The following is a 23,550-nucleotide window of genomic DNA, read 5'->3' on the forward strand; positions in this document are numbered from 1 at the left end:
GCTTCACATAGCTTGTGCTTGTGCAGATGCGGCGAGAGTATAAGGGTGCCTTCGCGCCTCGTTGAGCAGTATTGGGACATACCAGGGGCAAGCCTGACTTCATCATGTGGCACTGCGCGCGCGGCCTTCTTGTCGCAATTCGTCCACCATCATGCGTGCCACGGGCGACAGCGGCGCACCACGCCTGCTGACGATGCCGAACGGCTCGGTGCGCGCACGAATTTCCAGCGGCAGGCGACGGGCCATGCCGTGCTCGTGAAAGAAGGCGGCTGTCTCCGCAGAAAACAAGGCCACCAGGCTGGGATCTTCATGCAGCATCAACACACTGGTGAAGGTAGATGCGGTTTCGATTGCATGTGACGGCATGTCGATGCCGGCCTCGCGCAGTTCGCGCTGCAGCAGCGTGCGCAAGGGCATGTTGCTGGGATACAGAATCCAGCGATACGGAGCCAGATCCTGCAGGGTGACGGTGTCTGCATACGCCAACGGGTGACGCACTCCTACCGCCATCGCGGCGAATTCATCACACAACCATTCGAAGTCGAATAGCTCGGGCTGGGCCGCGACCGTGGTGCGGCAGATCGCCAGATCGAGCCGTCCGGCCGCCACTGCCTGCAGCAACTGCGCACTGGTGTCTTCGATGATTTCAATCGACACCAGCGGCTGCTTTTCACGCAGCCGCATGACCGATTGCACCAACACTGTGGGCACTGCGCCACTGATCGCCCCGATGGCCAGACGCCCGCCGCGGCCGTCCAGAATGCCGGCCATTTCTTCGCGCAGATGGTCCAGATCAGTACTCATCAACCGCGAATAGCGGATGGCACAACGGCCCAGTTCGTTGGCCACCAGACCATGCGGATGTCGGGTGAACAGCTCGGCACCAAACGTGGATTCGATCTCGGCCAGCGCCTTGCTTGCGCCGGGCTGGGTCATGCCCAGTTGGTCGGCCACACGGTGCAACGACCCCAGTTCCTCGACGGCAATCAGCAGGCGCAGTTGGCGAAACCGCAGCCGGGAGCCAATTGCATGCAGCGAGGGTAAATGCGGAGATGACATGTCGTTATCGCTTGATCAACAGCTCTCATTAGACGGCAAGAGACCACCCCCATAAAGTCTCGCCAACTCGACGTGCCCGGTCGACCGCCGACATGCAGCACGACAAGGCGTCGGGTTCGACACCGGGTATGCCCACAGCTGTGGATAACAAAAACCCCGCCTGCACTTTCGCAAAGGAAACCCATGAAGTTGCTCCGCTACGGCCCCATCGGCCAAGAAAAGCCTGGCCTGCTCGACGCCGATGGCACGATCCGCGATCTGTCCGGGGTCATCAGTGATGTGAATGGTGCCAACCTGGGCAGCGAGGTGCTGGCCAGGCTGCGTGCGCTCGATACCGCGTCGCTGCCCAAGGTGGACGGTTCACCGCGTATCGGTGCCTGCGTCGGCAACATCGGCAAGTTCGTGTGCATCGGTCTGAACTACGCCGACCACGCCGCCGAATCCGGCATGGCCATTCCCGCAGAACCTGTTGTGTTCAACAAGTGGACGTCAGCCGTGGTCGGCCCGAACGACGACGTGCGCATTCCGCGCGACTCGTTGAAAACCGACTGGGAAGTGGAACTGGGCGTGGTGATCGGCACTGCCGCCAGCTATGTGTCGGAATCCGACGCGCTGTCGCACGTGGCGGGCTACTGCGTGATCAACGACGTGTCGGAACGCGAATACCAGATCGAACGCGGTGGCACCTGGGACAAGGGCAAGGGCTGCGACACCTTCGGCCCCACCGGCCCGTGGCTGGTCACCGCTGACGAAGCCGGCGACCCGCAGAACCTGCGCATGTGGCTGGAAGTCGATGGCAAGCGCTACCAGGATGGCAGCACCACCACGATGATCTTCACGGTGGCGCAGATCGTTGCCTACCTGAGCCGCTTCATGACGCTGCAACCCGGCGACGTGATTTCGACCGGCACGCCGCCGGGTGTCGGCATGGGCCAGAAGCCGCCGGTCTATCTGCGTGCAGGCCAGGTCATGCGCCTGGGCATCGAAGGGCTGGGCGAACAAGAACAGCGCGTGGTCGGCTAAGCCGAAACCCCAACCAAGGATTCCAGATGAACCAATACGATTTTCAAGGCAAGTCCGCCGTCGTCACCGGTGGCGCACAAGGCATTGGCTACGCAGTTGCCGCCCGACTGATCGCAGGCGGCGCGACGGTGTCGTTGTGGGATGCCGACGCCACTGCGTTGGCAAACGCCGTATCCCAGCTGGGCGCGGCAGCCAAAGCTGAAGTGGTCGACATCACGTCGCCCGAGCGCGTCCGCCACGCAGCAGATGCCCTGGGTACCATCGACATTCTGGTCAACAGCGCGGGCATCGCCGGTGCCAATGCCCCGTTGGCCGACTACCCGCAAGCCGAATGGCAACGCGTCGTCGACATCAACCTGACCGGCACCTTCAATGTCAACCAGGCCATCGTGCGCGGCATGATCGCGCGCGGTTATGGTCGCATCGTCAACATCGCATCGATTGCCGGCAAGGAAGGCAACCCGAACGCATCGGCCTACAGCGCGTCGAAAGCGGGTGTGATCGCGCTGACCAAGAGCCTGGGCAAAGAGACGGCGCAACTGGATATCGCGGTGAACGCGATTACGCCTGCCGCCGCACGCACCAAGATCTTCGACCAGATGTCGCAGCAGCATATCGACTACATGCTGTCGAAGATCCCGCGTGCGCGTTTCGTGGAAGTTGACGAGATCGCAGCCATGGTGGCTTGGCTGGTATCGGCCGAAAACTCGTTCACCACGGGTGCCGTGTTCGATCTGTCGGGTGGCCGCGCTACCTACTGAGCGACGTCGTGCGTTGAGCGCCAATTGAGCGCCACCTGAGCGCTCCTTAGGCCCCCGCCAGCGCTCTCTCAGCGCCCCAACTGAACGCTGCCAATCCAGCGCCAGCACCCTCGCCACGCCTGCGCAGGCGGACACGACCCAGGTCGGTCCGCCTGACGCCCATAAAAATATGCAGTCAGGAGATCAGTCGTGAATCAACCGTCATCCGCGTCGGTGATCGGAACGGGCACCGTGCCACAAGCCGCACCCGTGTCCGCCGCCGACGAAGCCTTGTTCCGCAAAGTCACGCTGCGGTTCGTGCCCTTGTTTGTGATCTGCTTCGTCTTTGCCTATCTGGATCGCGTGAACATCAGCTTCGCCAAGCTGCAGATGCAAAGCGACCTGGGTTTCTCGGACGCCGTCTACGGCCTGGGTGCCAGCGTGTTCTTCCTGGGCTACTTCCTGTTCGAAGTGCCCAGCAACATGTTGCTGCATCGGATCGGCGCACGACTGTGGATCGCCCGCATCATGATCACCTGGGGCATTGCCTCGGCGTGCACGATGTTCGTGACCACCGAGATGGGCTTCTACATCGTTCGTTTTCTGATCGGTGCCTTGGAAGCTGGCTTCGTGCCGGGTGCGCTGTATTTCTTCACCAAGTGGTTTCCGGCGCAGCGTCGAGGCCGCATCAACACCTACTTCATGGCGTCGATCGCGCTGTGCGGCCTGATCGGTGGCCCGATCTCCGGCGGCATCATGAAGTACATGGACGGTGTGAACGCATTGGCTGGCTGGCAGTGGCTGTTCTTGCTGGAAGGCATTCCGTCGATCCTGCTGGGCCTGGTTGTCTGGTTCATGCTGGACGATGAAATCGCTGACGCCAAGTGGCTGACCGCCGAGGAGCGACAACGCCTGGCAACCCGCATTGCCAATGAACCCAAGGCCGAACAGACCCATGCGTTTTCGGCGGCGCTGCGCGAGCCTGCCATGTACATCCTGTCGCTGATCTACCTTGCGCTGGCAGCCGGTATCTACGGGTTGGTGTTCTGGATGCCGCAACTGGTGCAGACGGCCGGGACCAAGGACACCTTTGTCATCGGCCTGATCATTTCGATTCCGTATGCGGTTGCCGGGATTGCCATGATCCTGATCGGCCGGAATTCCGACCGCACCGGCGAACGACGCTGGCACCTTGGCCTGGCCACACTGGCGGGCGGCGCGGGTTACCTGCTGTGCGGCTACTTCAATACCAACACCATCGCCCTGGTGGGTGGCCTGACCTTGGCAGCGACCGGCATCATCACCGCCATCGGTCTGTTCTGGGTCTTGCCACCGCGCTTCCTGAGCGGCATGGCTGCCGCAGCCGGCATTGCGTTGATCAACTCGCTGGGCCAGTTGGGCGGCATCATCAGCCCCTACATGGTCGGCAAGGTGAAAGACCTGACGGGCAGCACCACGCTGGCGCTGTATGCGGTTGCCGCCATGTGCTTCATTGCCGCCCTGCTGATCATCTGGGGCCTGCCGCGCCGGCTGTATTTCCGCGAAGCGCCGCAGCGCTAAGGCTGTTGCCAATCAGTCGGATGCGAACCACCAGGAACACCCTCACCTGCTAGACCCGACGGGTTTGTTTCTTGCAGACCCAACAAGGCCGATCTCACCGGATACTCCGGTTTGGTCGGCCTTGTCGCATTTGCAAAGGAGACCGAGCAATGGCACAGAACGTGGGAGATTTCCTGGTAGACCGCTTGTATCAATGGGGTGTGCGCCGCATTTACGGCTATCCCGGCGATGGAATCAACGGCGTGTTTGGCGCACTGCAACGCGCGCCGGACAAGATACGGTTCATTCAGGCACGACACGAGGAAATGGCGGCGTTCATGGCCGCCGCCCATGCCAAGTTCACCGGCGAGCTTGGTGTCTGCATTGCAACGTCCGGCCCAGGCGCATCGCACCTGATCACGGGCATGTACGACGCCCGCCTGGACCACGTGCCGTTGTTGGCCATCTGCGGCCAGCAGGCCACCACCGCACTTGGCGGTCACTACCAGCAAGAAATCGATCTGGTGTCGATGTTCAAGGACGTAGCAGGCGCATTCGTGCAGCAGGCAAGCGCCCCGGCACAAGTTCGCCATCTGGTGGACCGGGCAGTGCGCACCGCCATCGGCGAACGGCGCGTTACTGCCCTGGTCTTGCCCAACGACATTCAAGAAGCACCATTTGAAGACCCACCCCGTGCGCACGGCACCTTGCATTCCGGCGTGGGTTACAGCGCCCCACGGGTATTGCCGCAAGACGAAGACTTGCAACGCGCAGCCGATGTGCTCAATGCCGGCAACAAGGTCGCCATTCTGGTCGGTGCGGGTGCCTTGGGTGCGACCGACGAAGTGGTCGAAATTGCTGACCGGCTTGGTGCCGGTGTGGCCAAGGCCCTGCTGGGCAAAGCCGTGCTGCCGGACGACCTGCCCTGGGTGACCGGTTCAATCGGGCTGCTGGGTACGCGCCCCAGCGACGAGATGATGCGCAACTGCGATACCTTGCTGATGATCGGGTCTGGCTTTCCGTATGCCGAATTTCTACCAAAGGAAGGTGCCGCACGCGGCGTGCAGATCGACCTGAAACCCGACATGTTGAGCCTGCGCTACCCGATGGAAGTGAATCTGGTCGGTGATGCAGCCGAGACCTTGCGCGCCTTGTTGCCGTTGCTGAAAGGCCCGCCACGTCGCACCTGGCGACGCCGTGTCGAGCGCTGGACCGAACGCTGGTGGGAAACGATGGAAGCGCGTGCAATGGCTCCTGCCAAGCCCATCAACCCTCAGCGGGTGGTGTGGGAAATGTCGCCCCGTGTGCCGGACCACGCCATTGTGACCAGTGACTCCGGTTCTTGCGCCAACTGGTATGCACGCGACTTCAAGGTTCGTCGCGGCATGATGTGCTCGCTGTCTGGCGGACTGGCGTCGATGGGGGCGGCGGTGCCCTATGCCATTGCGGCCAAGTTTGCCCATCCGAATCGAGCGGTGATTGCGCTGGTTGGCGACGGGGCCATGCAGATGAGCAACATGGCAGAGCTGATCACCGTTGCCAAATACTGGCGCGAATGGGACAACCCGCAATGGGTGTGCGCCGTCTTCAACAACGAGGATCTGAATCAGGTCACCTGGGAACAGCGGGCCATGGAGGGCAACCCCAAGTTCGAAGCCTCGCAGAACATCCCCGACGTGCCGTATCACCAATTTGCCGAATCCATCGGGCTGATGGGCATCTACGTGGATACGCCGGAAGCCATTGGACCCGCGTGGGAAGCCGCGCTGTCGGCCGGCCGCCCGGTGCTGATCGAATTCAAGACTGATCCCGACACCATGCCCCTGCCCTCGCACCTGACGTTGCAGCAAGCGCAGAAATACGCCAGCGCACTGGCCAAGGGTGACCCGAACCAGCGCGGCATCATCGGCCAGACGGTACGGCAGGCTTTGGCCGGATTGGTCCCGACCAAGCGCTGACCGACAGTAAATCTGCACGCGGGTGGTGCACGGAGGAAAACTGCGTAACGTCTGGTTGCGGCACTGCAGCGAAGACGAAAGGCTGGACTACGATCGAAGGTTGCGGACGCCTCCACCGTTCGTGTTCACGCCTGTTGCAGGAGAACTGCCTTGAACGACAGCTCGCTTCCTCCGTCCATTAACGCTGCCCTGGGGCGCGACCGATCCTTGCCCACGCGCGAGGGTCTGAAACGCGCCTTCCTTGACCACCTGCTGTACACACAGAACAAATCCCTGGCGATTGCCTCGCGCAACGATCTGTACCAGGCGCTTGCCCACACCATTCGCGACTGCATGTTGCGCACCTGGTTCGATACCGCATCGAGCTACAAGGCCAAGCATTCGCGCATGGTGGCCTATCTGTCGGCCGAGTTCCTGATGGGCCCCTACCTGGGCAACAACGTGCTCAACCTGGGCCTGATGGACGAGGTCAAGGCGGCGATTGCCGAGCTCGGCCTGGACTTCGACGACCTGGCCAATCAGGAAGAAGAACCTGGCTTGGGCAATGGCGGCCTGGGCCGTCTGGCGGCGTGTTTCATCGACTCGCTGGCATCGCTGGAAATTCCGGCGATCGGTTACGGCATCCGCTACGAGTACGGCATTTTCTACCAGACCATCATCGATGGCTGGCAGGTCGAGAATACCGACAAATGGTTGCGCTACGGCAACCCCTGGGAGATCCAGCACGCGGAATGGTCGGTCGAGATCAAGTTGGGCGGCCGCACGGAAACCTATACCGACGATGCAGGCAAATTCCGGGTGCGCTGGGTACCGGAAAAGACGGTGGCCGGTGTGCCCTTCGATTCACCCATTCTGGGGTATCGGGTCAATACCGCCAACACCTTGCGCCTGTGGCGCGCAGAAGCAACGGAAGCCTTCGACTTCCCGACCTTCAATCGCGGCGACTACCTGGGTGCGGTCAGCAAGAAGGTCACTTCGGAAAATCTGACCAAGGTGCTGTATCCGAACGACGAAAGTGACCAGGGCAAGGAACTGCGACTGGAGCAACAATACTTCTTCGTGTCGTGCTCTTTGCAGGACATGCTGCGCATCCAGATCAATCGCGGTCAGCCGGTTACCGAGTTCCACCTGGCGTTTGCGATCCAGCTGAACGACACCCACCCGGCCATTGGTGTGGCCGAGTTGATGCGCCTGCTGGTCGACGAACATCAGATCGTCTGGGAACAGGCCTGGGACGTCACACGCCAGACCTTTGCCTACACCAACCACACCTTGCTGCCCGAGGCCCTGGAACGCTGGCCGCTGAAGCTTTTCGAGCGTGTGCTGCCGCGTCACTTGGAAATCATCTACGAGATCAATGCCCGCTTCCTGAACGAAGTGCGCATCCGCTTCCTGGGCGACGAATCGCGCCTGTCGCGACTGTCGCTGATCGATGAATCCGGCGAGCGTTATGTGCGCATGGCTCACCTGGCGTGCGTGGGTAGCTCGGCCATCAACGGCGTGGCAGAACTGCATTCCGAATTGCTCAAGCGGGACGTGCTGGCCGACTTCTATGCGATGTGGCCAGAGAAGTTCACCAACGTCACCAATGGCGTGACGCCGCGCCGCTGGATTGCGCTCAGCAATCCGCGCCAGACCAGCCTGGTCAGCCGTGCGATTGGCAACGACTGGATCAAGGACTTCTCGCGCATCAAGGAACTGGAACCGTTTGCCGACGATGCGGGTTTCGCCGCCGACTGGCAGGCCATCAAACGCGACAACAAGATCGAGCTGGCGGGCCAGTTGCTGCAACGGACCGGCATTCGTGTCGACCCGGATTCGATGTTCGATGTGCAGGTCAAACGCATCCATGAATACAAACGCCAGCACTTGGCAGTGCTGCACATTGTGGCGCTGTATCACCGACTGAAGTCCGACCCGAATCTGGATGTGGTGCCGCGCACCTTCATCTTTGGCGGCAAGGCAGCACCGGGCTATCACCGCGCCAAGCTGATCATCAAGCTGATCACCTCAGTTGGCGATGTGGTCAACAATGACCCGGCCGTACGCGACCGCCTGAAGGTGGTGTTCCTGCCGAACTTCAGCGTCACGCGCGGGCAACGCATCTACCCGGCAGCGGATCTTTCCGAGCAGATTTCGCTTGCCGGCAAGGAAGCGTCCGGCACCGGCAACATGAAGTTTGCGATGAACGGCGCACTCACCATCGGCACCATGGACGGTGCGAATGTAGAGATTCGAGAAGAGGTCGGGGCAGACCAGTTCTTCCTGTTCGGCCTGACCGCCGAAGAGGTCTACGCCCTGCGCGCACGCGGCTATTCGCCCAGCGACTACTACCGCAACAACGCCGAGCTGCATGCGGTGCTGGACCTGATCCGCAGCGGTTTCTTCTCGCGGGGTGACGCCAACCTGTTTGCGCCGCTGATCGACGAGCTGATGCATACCGATCCGTACATGCTGCTGGTGGACTACCAGTCCTATGTCGATTGCCAGGGTGAAGTGGATCGCACTTATCGCGATACCCAGGACTGGACGCGCCGGTCGATTCTGAATGCCGCCCGCTCGGGGAAATTCTCGTCGGACCGGTCGATTCGGGACTATGCGGAACGGGTCTGGAAGGTCGGGCCGGCACCGGTTTCTTCCTGATCGATAGTAAAAAATGCCCCGCAGCCATGCGGGGCACGAGTGTTGCTACAGCACAGGTCTGATGATTGCATGAGGAGACCCGGCATGAGCACCACAGACAAGTTCACGGACGACAAGCCCGCGGAACAGGACAAGTCCCCGGACGCGTTCGCTGAAAAAACCGTGGTGCAAACTGTGGACGGTAAACGCGTTAAAGGCGTGGAAGGCGAAGCACCACCGCCAGACGACCAACCCAAGCGCGAAGACGAAGACCTCAGCGCATTGCTGCGAAACCCCAACGCTAACCAGAAGCCGAATTAAGGAGTCCACCCATGTTGCGCAAGTTGATCATGTTTGCCATTACCTCCGGCCTGGCCAGCAAGCTGTACAAGTCCTTCCGTGAAGGTCGCCTCGGCGTGAAGCCGCAAGCACAGGCGCAGGCAAGAAGGCCTGGCCGGAACGTACCGCCGGTTTAAGGCACAAGTAGTCCGATGACCTGAAGACACGACGCCCCCTCACACCATGTGTGAGGGGGCGTCGGCACGTATGTGGACTGTGCAGCGAAGGTGCTGCCAATTAGAAATGCTTAACGGCAATCAGGCCGTTTTTTCATCGACTACCAAGGACTCGCCAATGGCGTAGAACTGCCCACCCGCCACATAGTGCAGGCTGCGCAAGGACGGATCGGCATCCGCAAATTCCCAGTGACCATTCCTGAACACGCGCGTGTCCGCCCAAGCCCCAACCACCTCGCCGATGAACAGATCGTAGGTCTGCTGGTTATGCGGTTCCGGCACCACCTTGCACGCCAGCCACGCGGCACAACCTGCCACAAACGGCAGGTCATATCCTTCAATCTCGACCAGTTTCACATCGGCGTTGGCCAACTTGGCCGGCTCATCGATCAAGCTGCGTGTGCCGACCTGATGCGTGAGCGCAAGCAAGGCAACCGTAGGCACCTGAATCACAAAGGTGCCGCTGCCTTCCACCAATGCGCGGGTACGCGTGGCCTTGTCCAATACCACCGTCAATTTCGGGGGTGAAAAATCCAGTGCGCAGGCCCAGGCTGCCGCCATGACGTTGTCCACGCCATCATGTCGTGCAGATACCAACACCGTGGGGCCGTGATTCAACAGCCGATACGCTTTTTCCAGCGCAACCGGTGCAATGTGACTGTCCATATATTTCCTTCAGAGAAGCAAGGTCTGCGGTAGAGATTACGGGCTTGCTGAGTGCCGAAATCGTAGCGCGACGCGGCCATGAATTCTCAGCCGACTTTTGCCCATAAAAAAAAGCTGGACCCCGTCAAAGGTCCAGCTTCTTGGCTTGCAGAAGTGCTGATGGCCAACTATGTCATCAGACACTTGCCTGCAAGACGGGCACGAAGCCCGCCCACTTCAGACGATTACTTCACGTCTTTCAGCTTTTCCTTCAACATGCGGCCCGCATCGTAATGGGCTTGCAGCGTGGGCAGGGTCTTGGCCGCCCAGGCCTTCACGTCCGGGTCCTTGGCATCTTCAGCCGCGTCCTTGAACAGGTCCACGGCATCCTTGTGCGCATCAACGGCGATCTCGTCCGCGTATTCCTTGTCGAACTCGATGCCCTGCTTCTTGCCCAGGTCTTCCAGTTCCGACTTGACCTTGCGCGGCTGCTCCATCGGAAGCGTGACCTGCTTCGATGCAGCCAGCGCCTTCAATTCAGTGTCGGCCTTGGTGTGGTCGGTCACCATCATCTGGGCGAAGGCCTTCACATCGGGGTGCGTAGCGCGCTCGACCGCCAGTTGGCTGGTCGCCAATTCCAGTTGACCGGACTCAGCAGCCTTCTCCAGGAACTTCTTGTCGCCGCTGGACAGTTCGGCGTGTGCAGCGCCGATCGAAGCGATGGCAAGTGCGATAGAGGCGGCGGTGAATTTGAGTGCTTTCATCTGGGTGATCCTGTGGGATTGTTGATGAAAGCCTTTCAGCAAAGCTTATGCCCACCCTGAACCCCGCATCACACCTGAACGCGGGTTCACGCGTGATGCATCAGGATGAGCACTTCAGCCTCTGCCTTACCTTGGGACAGGTAAACATGGCCAATGCCACTGTCGAAGTAGATCGACTCCGACGGTCTGAGCACCACAGATTCCCCGGTCTCGAAACAAACCTGCACCACACCGGATAACACCATCAGAAATTCCTGACCGGGATGACGTCCGAAATCAGCGAACTCCTCCAGCTCGCGCGCCAAGACGCGGCCATGCATGGGCAACATGTGTTTGCCGGGATAGTCACCGGCCAACATCTTGTACTGATAGTGGTCCCCGATATAGACGGGTACGTCGGCCACCGAGTTGCGCACGAACGTGGGTTTGGATGCGACGGATGCTGCATCGGTCTCGACCACGGACGCTTCAAACAGGCGAGAGATATCCAGGTCAAGCGCCTTGGCCACGGCCGCTACTTTTTCGAAGCTGATGGCGACCTGGGCCAATTCCATCTTCGACAAGGTCGACAAGGCCACGCCGCTGCGGTCGGACAAGGTCTTCAGCGTCAGCTTGCGCGACTTGCGAGCCGCCCGCAGCCGCTGCCCCATTTCGGACCGGGAGATCAATGCAGAGACCGAAGCCCCTGCAAGACTATCTAAGACAGACGGTGATTCTTGGGTCATGGACAGGAACTGGCATGGATCATGCTTTGAATTTCTCGTATACGAGAATTCCCTTAAAAGAGAATTCTTCGAGCCAATTATGGCTCATGCTGAGGCGCAAGACGCACTGACAACACGCAATTACCAAACAGAAGCGCCCGCAAAACGGGCATAGAGGAACGCAACCGTGCATGCCAACAACAGTCTGACCGCCCTGTCCGCCGTCGAGCTTCGACGCCTGATCGGAACCAAGGAAATCTCGCCGGTCGAGTTGCTGGAAGCCTGCATTGCCCGTATCGAGGCGGTCAACCCCTACGTGAACGCCATCACCGCCACCAGCTTCGATCGTGCCCGGGCCGAAGCCCGGGTGGCCGAACAAGCCGTGCTGCGCGGCGATGCGCTGGGCCTGCTGCACGGCCTGCCATTGGGTGTGAAAGACCTGGAAGCTACCGCCGATCTGCTGACGACCTATGGGTCGCCGCTGTTCCGCGACAACATACCGGCCGCCGACAATCTGCTGGTGGCGCGCCTGCGCGCAGCCGGTGCCATCGTGGCCGGCAAGACCAACATTCCCGAATTTGGTGCGGGGTCCAATTCACGCAATGCCGTGTGGGGAGCCACCGGCAACCCGTTCAACCCCAATCTGAATGCGGGCGGATCGTCGGGCGGTTCAGCTGCGGCACTGGCCTGCGACATGTTGCCGGTATGCACCGGATCGGACACCGGTGGTTCGCTGCGCATTCCTGCCGCGATCTGCGGTGTGGTGGGCTTCCGTCCCTCGCCTGGTGTGGTGCCCAGCGAGCGCAAGCTGCTTGGCTGGAGCCCCCTGTCGGTGGTCGGCCCGATGGGCCGCACGGTGGCCGATGCCTGCCTGCAGTTGGCGGCCACGGCCGGCCCGGCAGGCGGCGATCCGCTCAGCTACCCGCTTGATCCGCTGCAATTCCTGACGCCTGAACCGGTCGATCTGGGCAAACTGAAGGTGGGCTGGATCGAGGACTTCGGCGTCTGCGACGTGGACCCCGGCATGCGCGACACCATGCGCGCGAAGATGGCTGAAATGGGCCACTTGTTCGCCCGCTGCGATGCCATCCAGATGAATCTGCACGATGCGCATCGCTGCTTCGACGTGCTGCGTGCGGAAAGCTTCGTGGCCGGCATGCGCGAAGCCTACGAACGCGATCCGGCCAGCCTGGGCCCCAACCCTCGCGCCAACTTCGAGATGGGTGCAGCCATGTCGCTGCTCGACGCTGCATGGGCACGTGCCGAGCAGACTCGCCTGCTGCGTGAATTCGAAAAAGCCTACGAGGACTACGACATCCTGCTGGCACCGGTGGTGCCGGTGTCGGCCTTCCCCTGGGTCAATCTATATGCCGAAGTCATCGACGGCAAGACGCAGGCGAACTACTACCGCTGGTTGAGCCTGGCTTACGTGGTCACATTGACCGCGCATCCCTCGCTCGCCCTGCCCTGCGGCCTGGACTACGCAGGCATGCCATTCGGTGTGCAGGTCATTGGCGGCTTCCGTGAAGACCGCAAGACCTTGAACGTGGCCCACGCCATGGAACAGGCGTTTGCCTCGTCGCCCACGCTGCGCCGTCCCATCCCGAACATTGCAGCACTTCGTCACGCCGAGCCCAGTCTGACCTCGATCGTGACCGCACCGCCCATCTATCAGCGCGATGCCGGTGCCAACAGCATGTCGACCTCTTCCGTCTGATCCTCTTTTAGCAACGAGACCTATCCATGCAACTCCAGGATTTCGTCGTAATCGGTGCCGGCATTGCTGGCGCATCAATCGGTTATCGCCTGGCCGAACACGCCAGCGTCACCGTGCTCGAGCGCGAAGCGCAGCCCGGTTATCACTCTACCGGCCGCTCTGCCGCCATGTTCATGGAAACCTATGGAACGCCCAACATCCAGGCACTGACCCGCGTTGGCCGCGAGTTCTACCAGCACCCGCCAGAAGGGTTCACCGAAACCCCGCTGCTGACGCCCCGTGGCGTGCTCTACATCGCCCGCGAAGATCAGATGGACATACTGACCGAGGCTTATGAAGCCGCGCTGGCACGCTCGCCCAACGTTGAGATGGTCGATGGCGCAACCCTGCTGGCCGAGGTGCCCTGCCTGCGTCCCGAAGCTGCCTTTGCTGGCATGCGCGAAAGTGGTGCGGCCGACATCGATGTCAATTCCTTGCACCAAGGTTATCTGCGTGGCTTGAAGCAGCGCGGTGGCACCGTGCGCACCAACGCCGAAGTGACCGCAATCGCCCCCTACGCCGACGGCTGGGAAGTGACGCTGGCCGATGGCAGCAAGATTCTGGCACGCAAGCTGGTGAACGCCGCCGGCGCGTGGGCCGATGTCGTCGCCAAGCTTGCCGGCGTGCGCCCGATCGGCCTGGAGCCGCGTCGCCGTACCGCCTTCATTTTCGCGGCACCTGAAGGCGTCGCAACCGAACACTGGCCATCGGTAGTCGGCATCGACGAAAGCTTCTACTTCAAGCCCGACGCCGGTCTGCTGCTGGGTTCACCGGCCAACGCCGACCCGACCGAACCGCACGACGTGGTGCCGGAAGAAATCGATGTGGCCACTGGCATCTATCACATCGAGCAAAGCACCACGATGACGATCCGTCGCCCGCGCAACACCTGGGCCGGCCTGCGTTCTTTTGTTGCCGACGGCGATCTGGTGATCGGCTGGGACGCGGAAAAACCCAACTTCTTCTGGCTGGCAGCCCAAGGTGGCTACGGCATTCAGAGCGCAGCAGGAGCATCCCTGCTGGCCAAGAATCTTCTCCTCGGAGAAGCACTCGACGAAACCCTGGTGACCCAGGGCGTCGATGTCCCCGGACTCGATCCGGCACGTTTGCGTTAATCCTTCCCCCGCACTGCAGGAGTTCCCCCACATGTCAGGCTCCGTATTCCAATCACGCAAACTCGTCGGCGTCATCGCCGCCGGCCTTCTCGCCCTGTCGGGCACCGCTGCCGTCGCCCAGGAAAAAGTCCTGCGCGTGGCACCGCAAGCCGACTTGCGCATTCTTGACCCGGTCTGGACCACTGCCATCGTGACGCGCAACCACGCGTTCATGATCTATGACACCTTGTTCGGCATGGATGCAAACGGCAAGATCCTGCCGCAGATGGTCGATACCTGGAAAACCAGCCCTGACGGCATGGTGTGGGACTTCAAGCTGCGCCCGGGCCTGGCATTTCACGACAAGACACCCGTCACAAGCGCCGACGTGATCGCCTCGATCAAGCGCTGGGGCAGCCGCGACACCTTGGGCCAGTCCATGATGGCCGCGCTGACGAAGATCGAAGCGGTCGACACCAACAGCTTCCGCATGACCTTCAAGCAGCCTTTCGGCATGGTGCTCGATGCCTTCGCCAAGTCCAGCCCGCCGTTCATCATGCCCGAGCGCATCGCCAAGACATCGGGCGACCAGCAGATCACCGAGAACATCGGTTCGGGTCCGTTCATCTTCAAGCAGGATGAATATCGTCCGGGCAACAAGATCGTCTATCTGAAGAACAAGGACTACGTGTCGCGTTCGGAGGCACCTGCCGGCACCGCTGGTGGCAAACCCGTGCCGGTGGACCGTGTTGAATGGATCGTGCTGAAAGACGCCCAGACTCAGGCGAACGCCCTGACCAACGGCGAGATCGACATGATCGAGCGCATGCCGCCCGAACAATATTCCGCCTTGAAGGCGAACCCCGGCGTTGAGATCATCACCCAGGTGCCGCAAGGCTCGGTCATGCTGGTACTGAATCACCTGGTGCCGCCGTTCAACAACCCCAAGATCGCCCGTGCCGCCACGCTCGCCATCAGCCAGGAGTCCCTGTTGCGCGCGCAGATGGTCAACAACGATCTGTTCAAGACCTGCCCGTCGTTCTACCCCTGCGGCACCGCCTACGCGTCGACCACCCGCACGGCAGGCTTCACCGGCAAACCGCAGTTCTCGGCGGCCAAGAGACTGCTGCAGGAAGCGGGTTACGACAACAAGCCGGTGGTTCTGCTGCATCCGACCGACCATCCGACCTTGAACAAGTACCCGCCCGTGATGGCAGCGCTGCTGACGCAGGCTGGTTTCAAGGTTGAAGTGCAGTCAATGGACTGGCAGACCCTGGTGGCCCGTCGCGCCAAGAAAGACCCGGCAGACAAAGGCGGCTGGAACATCTTCATGACCAGCTTCTTCATGGCCGACACCATCAATCCGCTGGTGTTCACCCCCATGAATGGCACGGGTGAGAAAGGCTGGTTCGGCTGGCCGACCAACCCCAAGATCGAAACCCTGAAGGGTGAATTCCTGGCTACGCTGGACGAGGCCAAGCGCAAGGAACTGGCAGCCCAGATGCAAGAGGAAGCACTGAGCAGCGGCATGCTTGCACCGCTTGGTGAATACAAGCCGCTGGTTGCCGTGGCCAAGGGCGTGACGGGCGTGGTGCCGTCGCCCAACACCGTGATGTGGAACATCGACAAGAAGTAAGTCGGGCTGTCCGTCGGCCTGTCAGCCTTGCCCGCCGCGCGGGCAAGGCCTTCGTACCCAGTTTGAGAAGGTGTTCGTCATGCCCGCTTTTCTGTTGCGCCGTCTGCTGGCCACGATCCCTGTACTGATCGTGGTTGCCCTGATCGTCTTCACCATGTTGCAGCTGTCTCCGGGTGACCCGGCTGCCGCCATCGTCGGCGACAGTGGCAACAGCGAAGACATTGCCCGTGTCCGTGCCCAATTGGGGCTTGATCAACCTTGGCCGGTGCAATTTGCCAACTGGAGCGGCAGGCTGTTGCAGGGTGACCTGGGCACCTCGCTGTTCATCAAGAAAAGCGTTGCTGAACTGATTTCACAGCGTGTCGGCCCGACCTTATCCTTGGCCGCCGTCACGCTTACCTTGACCTTGCTGGTCGCCATTCCGCTGGGTGTGCTCGCGGCATGGCGTCACGGCGGGTGGCTTGATCGCGCGCTGATGAGCATGTCGGCACTGGGCTTCTCGGTGCCCGCCTTCGTGGTCGCCTACCTGTTGATCTGGCTGTTTGCACTGCACCTGAAGTGGTTGCCGGTGCAAGGCTACGTAGAGATGTCGAAAGGACTGTGGCCGTGGTTGCGCAACCTGATCCTGCCTGCCTTCACGCTGTCCACCGTCTACATCGCGCTGATCGCCCGCGTGACCCGTGCATCGGTAGCCGAAGCGCTGACCGAGGATTACATCCGCACTGCGCGTTCCAAAGGCATCTCTGAAGCACGCGTGCTGGCACGCCATGCCTTGCGCAACGCGGCCATTCCCATTGCCACCGTGGTGGGCATTGGCGTGGCCTTGCTGATCAGCGGCGTGGTGGTGACTGAAACGGTGTTCGCCATCCCCGGCCTGGGCCAGTTGACCGTGGATGCCGTGCTGTCGCGCGACTTCCCGGTGATCCAAGGCATCACACTGTTCTTCTCGGTGATCTACGTCATGGTCAACCTGCTGGTCGACCTGAGTTACCTCGCGCTCGATCCGCGCATCCGTTACTGAGCCGGGAGCCTATTCCATGTCCAAGATCATTCAGATGCTTCCTCCTAACGCGCTTGATGCACCGCCGCCGGTCAAACGCCGCTCGCGCCTGTCCAAGAGTCTGTCCAACTGGTCGGTGCGCATAGGCGGCGGCCTGCTGCTGTTGCTGATCGTGATGGCGGTTTTGGCCCCGCTGCTGGGTGCAATCGACCCCAATGCCATCGACCCCGTCAACGGCAACCTGCTGCCCGGCACCCGCGCCGAGTTCAACTCGCTGACGGGCGAGACTTTCTCGCACATCTATCTGTTCGGTTCCGACGCGCTGGGTCGCGACATCTTCAGCCGCGTGCTGTATGGCGCCCGGGTGTCGATCACGATCGGTATCGTGGTCGCCATCCTGTCGCTGATCCTGGGCATGTCGGTGGGCCTGATCGGCGGCTACTTCCGCATGCTGGACAGCATCATCATGCGCATCATGGACGGCATCATGTCGATCCCGGCCGTGCTGTTCGCCATCAGCCTGGTGGCCATCTTCGGTGGCACCCTGGCTACCGTGATCGTTGCAATCACCATTCCCGAAATCCCGCGTGTCGCCCGTCTGGTGCGCTCGGTGGTGCTGACAATCCGCGAAGAGCCGTACATCGAGGCAGCGATTGCGCTGGACACGCCCACCATCAAGATCCTGGTGCGTCACATTCTGCCCAACGCCATTGCCCCGCTGATCATCCAGGGCACCTACGTGTGCGCGGCCGCCATTCTGATCGAAGCCGTGCTGTCCTTCCTGGGCGTGGGACTGCCGGCCGACATGGCCACCTGGGGCAACATCATGGCCGAGGGCCGCAACCAGTTCAACGAGTACCCGCACAGCGTGCTGATTCCGGGCGTGTTCCTGGCGCTGACCGTGCTGGCTGTAAACATCATGGGGGACGGCCTGCGCGACACGCTCGACCCGAAATTCAACAAGCGTGGAGGCTGAGCCATGAGCACGCAGCCCGTATTGAACGTACAAGACCTCAGCATCGCCTTGCCCCCCGGAGCAGACCGACCGCATGCAGTCGAACACATCAGCTTTAGCGTGGCACCGGGAAAGATCGTGTGCCTGCTGGGGGAGTCCGGCTCGGGTAAATCGGTGATCGCCAGCGCCGTCATGGGCTTGGCCGCACCCGGCCTGAAAGCCGTGGGTGGCAGCATCACACTGCAAGGCGAAGACATCCTTAATGCCAGCCAGGACCGTCTGCGCAAACTGCGCGGCTCGCGCATGGCCATGGTGTTCCAGGAACCCATGACCGCGCTCAACCCGGTCATGCGTTGCGGCGAGCAGGTAGACGAAATGCTGGCGCAGCACGTGTCTACGGGCGCAGCTGAGCGCAAGCAGCAGATTCTGGCGATCTTCGAGCGTGTGAAGCTGCCGGATCCGGCGCGCATCTATGCGTCTTACCCGCACCAGCTATCGGGTGGCCAGCGCCAGCGCATCGTGATCGCGATGGCGCTGATCCTGAAGCCCGCGCTGCTGATCTGCGACGAGCCCACCACGGCACTCGACGTCACAACGCAGGCTGAAATTCTGAAGCTGATTCGCGAGCTGCAGACTGAAAACGGCACGGCCGTGCTGTTCATCACCCACGACTTCGGCGTGGTCGCTGAAATCGCCGACCAAGTTGTCGTGCTGCAACTAGGTAACCAGGTGGAATCCGGCGACAAACTGACAGTTCTGACCCAGCCTCGCGAGGCCTATACCCGCATGCTGCTGGATGCAGTGCCTGCGCTCGCTCCGGTGGACCGGCCGGCGGTGTCGCATGAATACCCGCTGCTGGAAACCCGAGCACTGTGCAAGACCTACGTCACCGGGGGATGGCCGAAGAAAAAGGTCGAGGTGTTTGCCGCCAAGGAAGTGTCCTTGCGTATTCATCCGTCCGAGACGGTTGGTATCGTGGGGGAATCCGGCTCGGGCAAGTCCACGGTTGCACGCTGCATCGCCAGGTTGATCGAGCCGTCGAGCGGTGAAATCTTTGCCGATGGCCGGTCGGTGGCGCAGCTCAATGGTCGTGCGCTGTCGCCGTTCCGCCGCCACGTGCAGGTGGTGTTCCAGGACCCGTACCGATCCTTGGACCCACGTCAGACCGTGGGGGCATCCATCATCGAAGGCCCGATGAACTTCGGCACCTCGCATGCAGACGCCACCCGTCGGGCGGAAGAACTGATGCACCTGGTGCGTCTGAAGCCGGAAGCGCTGCGTCGTTATCCCAGCGAGTTCTCGGGTGGTCAGCGCCAACGCATCTGCATTGCGCGCGCCCTCGCTTGCGAACCAAAACTGCTGATCGCCGATGAAGCCGTGTCGGCACTGGACGTCTCGGTGCAGGATCAGATTCTGAAGCTGTTGAATGATATCCAGCGGCAACTGAAGCTGGGCATTCTGTTCATCACGCACGATCTTCGGGTGGCCAGCCAGATTTGCGATCGGGTGATCGTGATGCAACGCGGCGAAATCGTGGAGCAAGGCCCAATCCGCGAGGTGTTCTTCTCGCCGCAGCATGACTACACACGCAAGTTGCTGGCCGCTGCACCAGGCCAGGATTTCGACTTCAGCCGACGCGCCGCCTGAACCTCTCTGCCCATTCCGACTTTCGGAGCCAGTCCAGATGTCTCTTTCTCATGCCAACGCTTGGGACTTTCCGTACACCTCGCAGCGCATGCCTGTGCTTGCCGAGAACATGGTGTGCACTTCGCAACCTTTGGCGACCAATGCCGCGTTGCGCATTCTGGCCAAGGGCGGCAACGCCATTGACGCGGCACTGGCAGCGGCCACCACCCTGACGGTGACCGAACCGTGCATGAACGGCATTGGTGGCGACTTGTTCGCCATCGTCTGGGACGGCACGCAGTTGCATGGCCTGAATGCCTCGGGCCGCGCCCCCGCCGCCTGGACACCAGAACACTTCGCCAAATACGATGCGATGCCCAAGCGCGGCTGGGATTCGGTCACGGTACCGGGTGTGGTTTCGGGCTGGCGCGCACTGTCCGACAAATTCGGTACCCTGCCCTTTGCCGAGCTGTTTGACTCTGCCATTCACTACGCCCGCAACGGTTACCTGGTTGCCCCGATCGCGCAGCGCCAATGGGCAGGCCAGGTGGAAGAACTATCGGTTCAGCCGGGATTCATCGACGGCTTCGCCCCCGGTGGCAAAGCACCGGAAGCCGGCACGCGTTTCATTTCGCCGGGCCAGGCCGACACGCTGACAGCCATTGCCCAGACGGGCGGCGAGGACTTCTATCACGGCAAGATCGCCAAGGCGATTGCCGACCACGCACGCGCCACGGGCGGGCTGATGACCGAAGCCGACTTGGCCGCCCACTTCAATACCTGGGAAACGCCGATCTCGACTGCCTACGGTGACATCGAGCTGCACGAAATCGGCCCCAGTGGCCAGGGCATCGGTGCGCTGATCGCGCTGGGCATTCTCGAGCAAAGCGGCATCGGCAAGCTGCCGCTGGATTCCACCGAATACTTCCACGCGCAGATCGAAGCGATGAAGCTGTCGTTCGCCGATATCTACCGCTATGTTGCCGACCCCGATCACATGCAAGGCGTGAGCGCCGCAGAACTGCTGGACCCCGCTTACTTGGCAGAACGTGCCAAGTTGCTGGACCCCAACAAGGCCAACTTCCCAGGCCCGGGCAAGATCCACCACGGCGGCACGACCTACCTGACGGTGGCCGATAGCAAGGGCATGATGGTGTCGCTGATCCAGTCCAACTTCAAGGGCTTCGGATCGGGCGTGGTCATTCCAAACACCGGCATTGCCATGCAGAACCGTGGTTGGGGATTCAACCTGATGCCGGGTCATCCGAACCAAGTGGGGCCGAACAAGCGCCCCTTCCACACCATCATTCCTGGCTTCCTGACACGTGGCGGCAAACCGCTGATGAGCTTCGGTGTGATGGGTGGGTCCTTGCAGGCGCAAGGCCACTTGCAAGTGGCGATACGCATTGGGGACCACGGGCAGAACCCGCAGGCCGCTATCGATGCGCCACGCTGGCGCATCGACGACGACAACGTCACGGTTGCGGTCGAGTGGAACTTCCCGCCGCAGGCCATTGCAGGCTTGCGCGCGCTGGGTCACAAGGTGGTGATCGCCAAGCGCCATTCCGACGAATTCGGCGGATCGCAAGCCATTCTGCGTGTTGCCGAAGGGGAATACCTGGGCGGATCGGATCACCGCAAGGACGGGCACGCGGCAGGCTACTGAGGCCGTTTTCGCCGGGTCGGCACAAGTGCACCATCGCTTCCAAGCCATGACGTACTTGCAACCTAGCTAGGACTCAGACAAACAAACGGGGCAACGACCAAAGTCGTTGCCCCGTTCTTCTTGCCGCTCAGGCGTGCTCAGCGCCAGTCGCGTCCACCACCTCTACCACCGTAATCCCCTCGATCGTAACTACCGCGATCGTGCCAACCTCGGTCATAGCCACCGCGATCGCGCCCACCATGCCCATGTGGCCCGTAAGGCCCCCACCAGCAACCAGACAACATGGTGACCATGACGGCCATCATCGGGACCAGCAACCATTTACGCATGACGGCTCTCGCAGGAATGAATCAGAGCCTTCACTGTACGGAACGTGTGGCCCACTGCCTAAAGACCTTTAGCGTCGCAACAAACATCCACAGAGCCTGCGCAATCTGCCGCTTGGTGCTTTCCATGTCGATATTTTCTCCAGACAAGTCACTCAAGGGAAACAGCATCTGACGGTCGGCACCTACAGAAACGTTTGTTTGCGCATTGGCTCGACCGGGGTCGAATTTGCTGCGCTGCGGCGATACAGTCGGGTTTGAACCCTTATTTCGGATCATTCCTGCCACTTGGAAAGCCTTCCGACGCTAACCGTTTCTGAAGGAGAAGCTCCCCGCATGCTGGATCTATCCCAGTTCTCCCCTACTGTCGCCACGGGTATTGCCGCGCTGATCGGCATTGTCGTTGCGCTGATCGCCTTTCGCATCGGCGGCCTTTTACTGCTGCGCGCGACGCGTGGCATGCCGGTTGTCCACACCATGGTGCTGGCTTGCCACGGCCCCGCCCGACTTGCACTGCCCTTGTTCGCCCTGCAGTTGGTCTGGCAGGCCGCACCGAACCAGGTGCACTTCATCGAAAGCATTCGCCATCTGAACGGCCTGGCGTTGATCGGTGCGCTGACCTGGCTGGCCATCAACGTGATCAATGGCCTGACCGATGGCGTGATCGCGCGACACCCGGCCGATGTGGACGACAACCTGCAGGCGCGGCGCATACAGACCCAGGCGCGCGTGCTGGCACGCACCGCCACACTGACCGCGCTGGTTGCGGGCCTGGCCATCATGCTGATGACTTTTCCGGGCGCACGCCAGGTCGGTGCCAGCCTGCTGGCGTCGGCAGGGGTTATCGGCCTGATTGCCGGTATTGCCGCCAAGCCGGTCTTCAGTAACCTGATTGCGGGGTTGCAGATTGCGCTGGCCCAGCCCATTCGCATCGATGACGTGCTGATCGTGCAAGGCGAATGGGGCCGCGTCGAAGAAATCACCGGCACCTATGTGGTGCTGAAAATCTGGGATGACAGACGGCTGATCATCCCCTTGCAGTGGTTCATCGAAAACCCGTTTCAGAACTGGACACGCACGGGTTCACAATTGCTGGGATCGGTGTTTTTGAATGTCGACTTCGCCATGCCGATCGCCCCCTTGCGCAGCGAACTGGAACGGCTGGTGCCCACCTTGCCGGAATGGGACGGGCGCTTTTTCAACCTGCAGGTCACGGATGCCACCGAGCGCACCATGCAGTTGCGGATACTGGTGACAGCGGGTTCGTCGAGCAAGGCCTTCGATCTGCGCTGCAAGGTGCGCGAAGCCATGATCGACTTCATGCAACGCGAGTATCCCCAGTACCTGCCGACGCTACGCGTGTATGAATCGAACACCGCACAACCGGAACCCCTGCAGCCGATCAAACACGAAGGCGGACGGGGCCCCCTGCCCGCCAGGATGGACCAGATGCCGGACGGCCCGGGCGCATCAGCGGAAATCGGCATGGCAGAAGTGTCCAGCGCGCCAGACCGCTGATCCGATGCGCACATCGGCCACTTGCGGCGGCTAGGTAGACTACGGCATCCCCCAGCACTTCCGAGGCCGCCATGACGCGCACTGCCCCCCGCATCACGATTACCTATTGCACGCAATGCCAGTGGCTGCTGCGCGCTGCCTGGATGGCGCAAGAGCTGCTATCCACCTTTGGCACCGATCTGGGCGAGGTTGCGCTGATTCCCGGCACGGGTGGTATTTTCCAGATCACCTACAACGGCACCCTGGTCTGGGATCGCAAGGCCGATGGCGGTTTCCCGGATGCCAAGCTGCTGAAGCAGCGCATTCGCGACCGGCTGGACCCCGGCCGCGATCTGGGTCACATCGACAAGACGGGAATCTCGGCGCAACTGGCCGCCAAGTTGGCAGACAACGAGCTGTAGGCC

General features: G+C 61.4%; 21 protein-coding genes. 16 read left to right on the forward strand and 5 right to left on the reverse strand.

Features of this window, described 5'->3' with window-relative positions; all coding sequences use genetic code 11:
• Window positions 1–102: 102 nt before the first annotated feature.
• A complete protein-coding gene (locus tag FXN63_RS19495) occupies window positions 103–1,059 on the reverse strand; it encodes a LysR family transcriptional regulator (protein WP_148816824.1) in 957 nt (318 codons plus the stop codon).
• A 183-nt stretch (window positions 1,060–1,242) separates the two neighbouring features.
• Between FXN63_RS19495 and FXN63_RS19500 the strand changes: the two genes are divergently transcribed.
• The 7 genes from FXN63_RS19500 (at window position 1,243) to FXN63_RS26770 (ending at window position 9,417) form a co-directional block, all read left to right on the forward strand.
• Window positions 1,243–2,082 (forward strand): ureidoglycolate lyase, encoded by an 840-nt coding sequence (locus FXN63_RS19500; protein ID WP_148816825.1) that lies wholly within the window; start codon window positions 1,243–1,245, stop codon window positions 2,080–2,082.
• 26 nt (window positions 2,083–2,108) lie between these two features.
• A complete protein-coding gene (locus tag FXN63_RS19505; protein ID WP_148816826.1) occupies window positions 2,109–2,843 on the forward strand; it encodes an SDR family NAD(P)-dependent oxidoreductase in 735 nt (244 codons plus the stop codon).
• Window positions 2,844–3,032: 189 nt separating this feature from the next.
• Window positions 3,033–4,382: an MFS transporter gene (locus tag FXN63_RS19510; protein WP_425468627.1), complete on the forward strand. Its 1,350-nt coding sequence runs from the start codon at window positions 3,033–3,035 to the stop codon at window positions 4,380–4,382.
• Between the two features lie 149 nt (window positions 4,383–4,531).
• Window positions 4,532–6,319 (forward strand): thiamine pyrophosphate-requiring protein, encoded by a 1,788-nt coding sequence (locus FXN63_RS19515; protein WP_148816827.1) that lies wholly within the window; start codon window positions 4,532–4,534, stop codon window positions 6,317–6,319.
• A gap of 177 nt (window positions 6,320–6,496) precedes the next feature.
• Window positions 6,497–8,962, forward strand: coding sequence for a glycogen/starch/alpha-glucan phosphorylase (locus tag FXN63_RS19520; protein ID WP_148819592.1), 2,466 nt, complete (start codon window positions 6,497–6,499; stop codon window positions 8,960–8,962).
• A gap of 84 nt (window positions 8,963–9,046) precedes the next feature.
• Window positions 9,047–9,262: a hypothetical protein gene (locus tag FXN63_RS19525; RefSeq protein ID WP_148816828.1), complete on the forward strand. Its 216-nt coding sequence runs from the start codon at window positions 9,047–9,049 to the stop codon at window positions 9,260–9,262.
• A gap of 11 nt (window positions 9,263–9,273) precedes the next feature.
• Entirely contained in the window at window positions 9,274–9,417 is a 144-nt protein-coding gene (locus tag FXN63_RS26770) for a hypothetical protein (protein ID WP_187394954.1), read from the forward strand.
• A 120-nt stretch (window positions 9,418–9,537) separates the two neighbouring features.
• Here FXN63_RS26770 and FXN63_RS19530 read toward each other — a convergent pair whose 3' ends face one another.
• From FXN63_RS19530 to FXN63_RS19540, 3 genes are all read right to left on the reverse strand, one after another.
• Entirely contained in the window at window positions 9,538–10,122 is a 585-nt protein-coding gene (locus tag FXN63_RS19530; RefSeq protein WP_148816829.1) for a flavin reductase family protein, read from the reverse strand.
• Between the two features lie 224 nt (window positions 10,123–10,346).
• A complete protein-coding gene (locus FXN63_RS19535; protein WP_148816830.1) occupies window positions 10,347–10,865 on the reverse strand; it encodes a DUF4142 domain-containing protein in 519 nt (172 codons plus the stop codon).
• Window positions 10,866–10,951: 86 nt separating this feature from the next.
• Window positions 10,952–11,533 carry a helix-turn-helix domain-containing protein gene (locus tag FXN63_RS19540; RefSeq protein ID WP_342791193.1) on the reverse strand — a complete coding sequence of 194 codons (582 nt, stop codon included), beginning with the start codon at window positions 11,531–11,533 and terminating at the stop codon, window positions 10,952–10,954.
• Between the two features lie 223 nt (window positions 11,534–11,756).
• Here FXN63_RS19540 and FXN63_RS19545 point away from each other — a divergent pair, with 223 nt between their 5' ends.
• From FXN63_RS19545 to FXN63_RS19575, 7 genes are all read left to right on the forward strand, one after another.
• Entirely contained in the window at window positions 11,757–13,286 is a 1,530-nt protein-coding gene (locus FXN63_RS19545) for an amidase (protein WP_148816831.1), read from the forward strand.
• Between the two features lie 26 nt (window positions 13,287–13,312).
• The gene (locus FXN63_RS19550; protein ID WP_148816832.1) at window positions 13,313–14,440 is read left to right on the forward strand and encodes an NAD(P)/FAD-dependent oxidoreductase; all 1,128 of its coding nucleotides are present in this window, start codon (window positions 13,313–13,315) and stop codon (window positions 14,438–14,440) included.
• A gap of 31 nt (window positions 14,441–14,471) precedes the next feature.
• On the forward strand, window positions 14,472–16,055 hold the full coding sequence (locus FXN63_RS19555) for an ABC transporter substrate-binding protein (RefSeq protein ID WP_148816833.1): 1,584 nt from the start codon (window positions 14,472–14,474) through the stop codon (window positions 16,053–16,055).
• 79 nt (window positions 16,056–16,134) lie between these two features.
• Window positions 16,135–17,076, forward strand: a complete 942-nt coding sequence (locus FXN63_RS19560; protein ID WP_148816834.1) for an ABC transporter permease — start codon at window positions 16,135–16,137, stop codon at window positions 17,074–17,076.
• Between the two features lie 16 nt (window positions 17,077–17,092).
• Complete coding sequence (locus tag FXN63_RS19565) at window positions 17,093–18,031, forward strand: ABC transporter permease (RefSeq protein ID WP_148816835.1); 939 nt, start codon at window positions 17,093–17,095, stop codon at window positions 18,029–18,031.
• Window positions 18,032–18,034: 3 nt separating this feature from the next.
• Window positions 18,035–19,657, forward strand: a complete 1,623-nt coding sequence (locus tag FXN63_RS19570) for an ABC transporter ATP-binding protein (protein ID WP_148816836.1) — start codon at window positions 18,035–18,037, stop codon at window positions 19,655–19,657.
• 37 nt (window positions 19,658–19,694) lie between these two features.
• Window positions 19,695–21,302 carry a gamma-glutamyltransferase family protein gene (locus FXN63_RS19575; protein WP_148816837.1) on the forward strand — a complete coding sequence of 536 codons (1,608 nt, stop codon included), beginning with the start codon at window positions 19,695–19,697 and terminating at the stop codon, window positions 21,300–21,302.
• Window positions 21,303–21,661: 359 nt separating this feature from the next.
• Here FXN63_RS19575 and FXN63_RS19580 read toward each other — a convergent pair whose 3' ends face one another.
• Complete coding sequence (locus tag FXN63_RS19580; protein ID WP_148816838.1) at window positions 21,662–21,916, reverse strand: hypothetical protein; 255 nt, start codon at window positions 21,914–21,916, stop codon at window positions 21,662–21,664.
• A 48-nt stretch (window positions 21,917–21,964) separates the two neighbouring features.
• On the opposite strand from FXN63_RS19580, the gene FXN63_RS19585 reads away from it, so the two are divergent.
• Window positions 21,965–23,146 (forward strand): mechanosensitive ion channel family protein, encoded by a 1,182-nt coding sequence (locus FXN63_RS19585; protein WP_148816839.1) that lies wholly within the window; start codon window positions 21,965–21,967, stop codon window positions 23,144–23,146.
• A gap of 71 nt (window positions 23,147–23,217) precedes the next feature.
• Complete coding sequence (locus tag FXN63_RS19590) at window positions 23,218–23,547, forward strand: Rdx family protein (RefSeq protein WP_148816840.1); 330 nt, start codon at window positions 23,218–23,220, stop codon at window positions 23,545–23,547.
• Window positions 23,548–23,550: the final 3 nt, after the last annotated feature.

The organism is Pigmentiphaga aceris (genome assembly GCF_008119665.1).
Lineage (GTDB): Bacteria > Pseudomonadota > Gammaproteobacteria > Burkholderiales > Burkholderiaceae_B > Pigmentiphaga > Pigmentiphaga aceris.

What these genes read in the sequence shown, in the direction of transcription:
- FXN63_RS19495 (WP_148816824.1), bottom strand. Translation starts at nt 1,059, where the DNA reads ATGTCATCTCCGCATTTACCCTCGCTGCATGCAATTGGCTCCCGGCTG.
- FXN63_RS19500 (WP_148816825.1), top strand. Translation starts at nt 1,243, where the DNA reads ATGAAGTTGCTCCGCTACGGCCCCATCGGCCAAGAAAAGCCTGGCCTG.
- FXN63_RS19505 (WP_148816826.1), top strand. Translation starts at nt 2,109, where the DNA reads ATGAACCAATACGATTTTCAAGGCAAGTCCGCCGTCGTCACCGGTGGC.
- FXN63_RS19515 (WP_148816827.1), top strand. Translation starts at nt 4,532, where the DNA reads ATGGCACAGAACGTGGGAGATTTCCTGGTAGACCGCTTGTATCAATGG.
- FXN63_RS19525 (WP_148816828.1), top strand. Translation starts at nt 9,047, where the DNA reads ATGAGCACCACAGACAAGTTCACGGACGACAAGCCCGCGGAACAGGAC.
- FXN63_RS26770 (WP_187394954.1), top strand. Translation starts at nt 9,274, where the DNA reads ATGTTGCGCAAGTTGATCATGTTTGCCATTACCTCCGGCCTGGCCAGC.
- FXN63_RS19530 (WP_148816829.1), bottom strand. Translation starts at nt 10,122, where the DNA reads ATGGACAGTCACATTGCACCGGTTGCGCTGGAAAAAGCGTATCGGCTG.
- FXN63_RS19535 (WP_148816830.1), bottom strand. Translation starts at nt 10,865, where the DNA reads ATGAAAGCACTCAAATTCACCGCCGCCTCTATCGCACTTGCCATCGCT.
- FXN63_RS19550 (WP_148816832.1), top strand. Translation starts at nt 13,313, where the DNA reads ATGCAACTCCAGGATTTCGTCGTAATCGGTGCCGGCATTGCTGGCGCA.
- FXN63_RS19555 (WP_148816833.1), top strand. Translation starts at nt 14,472, where the DNA reads ATGTCAGGCTCCGTATTCCAATCACGCAAACTCGTCGGCGTCATCGCC.
- FXN63_RS19560 (WP_148816834.1), top strand. Translation starts at nt 16,135, where the DNA reads ATGCCCGCTTTTCTGTTGCGCCGTCTGCTGGCCACGATCCCTGTACTG.
- FXN63_RS19565 (WP_148816835.1), top strand. Translation starts at nt 17,093, where the DNA reads ATGTCCAAGATCATTCAGATGCTTCCTCCTAACGCGCTTGATGCACCG.
- FXN63_RS19570 (WP_148816836.1), top strand. Translation starts at nt 18,035, where the DNA reads ATGAGCACGCAGCCCGTATTGAACGTACAAGACCTCAGCATCGCCTTG.
- FXN63_RS19575 (WP_148816837.1), top strand. Translation starts at nt 19,695, where the DNA reads ATGTCTCTTTCTCATGCCAACGCTTGGGACTTTCCGTACACCTCGCAG.
- FXN63_RS19585 (WP_148816839.1), top strand. Translation starts at nt 21,965, where the DNA reads ATGCTGGATCTATCCCAGTTCTCCCCTACTGTCGCCACGGGTATTGCC.
- FXN63_RS19590 (WP_148816840.1), top strand. Translation starts at nt 23,218, where the DNA reads ATGACGCGCACTGCCCCCCGCATCACGATTACCTATTGCACGCAATGC.